The 2086-nt window shown below is 59.3% G+C and carries 2 protein-coding genes and 1 pseudogene; all 3 read right to left on the reverse strand.

Going from position 1 to position 2086, the window contains the following annotated elements:
* Positions 1-168, reverse strand: a pseudogene (locus tag D1646_RS15610) (flagellin); the annotation flags it as partial.
* A gap of 138 nt (positions 169-306) precedes the next feature.
* On the reverse strand, positions 307-669 hold the full coding sequence (locus D1646_RS15615; protein WP_160637363.1) for a carbon storage regulator: 363 nt from the start codon (positions 667-669) through the stop codon (positions 307-309).
* A 232-nt stretch (positions 670-901) separates the two neighbouring features.
* Complete coding sequence (locus tag D1646_RS15620; protein ID WP_160637364.1) at positions 902-2029, reverse strand: RNA-guided endonuclease TnpB family protein; 1128 nt, start codon at positions 2027-2029, stop codon at positions 902-904.
* Between the last annotated feature and the right edge of the window lie 57 nt (positions 2030-2086).

Below are 2086 nucleotides of genomic sequence, written 5' to 3' on the forward strand. Positions count from 1 at the left end.
AATCTGGGCGCGCATCTTCTCGGAGATAGCCAGACCGGCAGCATCGTCACCGGCGCGGTTGATCTTGTAGCCAGAGCTCAGCTTCTCCAGGTTGCCGGCCAGGGCCTTGTTGTTCAGGTTGTAGTTGCGATAGGCATTCATCGCCATGATATTATGCTGGATTCTCATTATATTGCCTCCTTAGCAAAATTTAGTGTGTTTGAACCATCCTTTGTTCGCCCACAACAGTTGAGGTGGTGCGCCCTTTTCCGGTATCCGGCCGGACTGCCGGAGTGCAGGCGCAGGTACTATATTTCAACCAGCTCGTCAGCCGGGTGAAACCCGATTTGTCCGCTCTGTCTCGGGAAACATGTGATTCAGCTGCCGCCGCAGGGCCTTCACGCCGTCGTCTCTGCCGTCCATCTTGTTCAGCAGCGCCCGCATAGCGTGCAGAGCCTGGGCCTTACTCCGGTCCCATGGGATTTCCCGCTTGGACCAGCGCGGGGCCTCGAACACGCACTCGGGCCGCTCGCCGCCCTCACGCTCCCGCACCTGGCCCCGCAAGATGGGGACCTCCCGGGGAGCCTGAATCACCAGCTTGCACCGGTCCCCCGTCATTCGGTCCACCTGGACCACTACGTCTTCCCCGATGGTCAAATACTCCCCCTGGGTCAGCGTCAAACAGAGCATTTTAAAAACTCCTTTTCTGTGCCGCGGTCGATATTCCTTTCTCCCGCAATTTCATTGTCATAATATTTTGGACGCCCCGAAGGGCTTCAGGTGTGCGCACACACCCTCTCGTTTCCCGCTCTCCGGCCTGGAAAACGCTGAGCGAAACGCAAAATTTCTGTTGTGCTTCGCTCAACGCTTCCCCGGCCCGATCACGGGCATTCACCGCTGTCCCGGGCGGCACCGCTGGAATTTATGCGCTTTTGCCAAAATACTGCGCCAGCCCTTGGGCCTTGATGTTTCGGGCGGCGTTGATCTCCCGGTCATGTACCGCTCCGCACCGGGGGCAGACCCAGGTGTTCCCCCAGACCGCCTCCCCCGCATATCCGCAGGCGGAACAGGTGCGGGTTGTGGGAGTATAGCGGTCCAGCACCACCAGAGATTTCCCCTGGCGCTCCAGCTTGTATCGCAGCAGCTCCCGGAACATCCGGTACCCAAAACTGCCCGCGCCCCCTGTGAGCGCCCCTCCGGCCATCTCCCGCAGGGCGTCGTCCCGCACACACACGGCGTCCCAGTCGTTGGCTATCCGCCGGGACTCCTTGTGGAGAAAGTCGCGCCGCTGATTGGCAATGTGCTCGTGGAGCAGACGGTATTTCTGTACCGCCTCCTGGTAGTTTCTGGAGTCCAGCTCCATTCGGCTGAGCTTTCGCTGGAGCTGGGCCAGCTTCTCCCGGGACTCCTTCAACCAGCGGGGCGGGTCGGCCAACACACCGCCGTCTGTTGCATAAAAGTGCTGTATGGAACATTTCAGCCCCACCGTGGTCTCCGCTGTCGGTATGATCCGCTCTGGCTGCTCTGCGCTGTACTCATAGAGAATGGAGCAGTAGTATTTTCCAGTGCGGCTCCGACTCACCGTGACCCGCCGCAGCTTCCACCAGGCCTGAGGACGGCGGGAAAATTTTGCCTTTACAATGCCCGCCTTGGTCATGCGGATCCCGTCCCGGGTCGTGTAGATGGTGGGCCCTGACTCAAACACATGGTTGCAGGCAGTGAAAGAATCCCGGTCGTCCTTCTTCCGCTTGAATCTGGGGTGGCGGAAGGTCTCCGGATGCTTGAAAAATAGCCGGAACGCCTGGGAGAGCTTGTTGTACTCCTGGGTCAGCGCCTGGTTGTCTACCTCTTTCAAAAAGGGCGCGCCTTTCTTATACTTGGCCGGGGTGGGAATGAAATGGCTTCCCGTCTCCAGGTAAAACCGCTGCTCGTCCGCCAGCATCTGGTTCCAGATGTACCGGCAGCAGCCAAAGGTTTTGTCGAAAAGCTCCGCCTGGGCCGGTGTGGGTTCAAGACGGACCTTGATGGTGGTGTACTGCTTCTCCTCCACGGTCCCCCTCCTCGCTGTCCCTCAGAGCCGGTGTGCAGGATGTATAGAATCTGTGCA

The organism is Pseudoflavonifractor sp. 60, assembly GCF_009911645.1.
Taxonomy (GTDB): Bacteria; Bacillota; Clostridia; order Oscillospirales; family Oscillospiraceae; genus Lawsonibacter.

Bases quoted from the DNA above. Each gene is read 5' to 3' on its own strand.
- D1646_RS15615 (WP_160637363.1), bottom strand. From the start codon at position 669: ATGCTCTGTTTGACGCTGACCCAGGGGGAGTATTTGACCATCGGGGAA.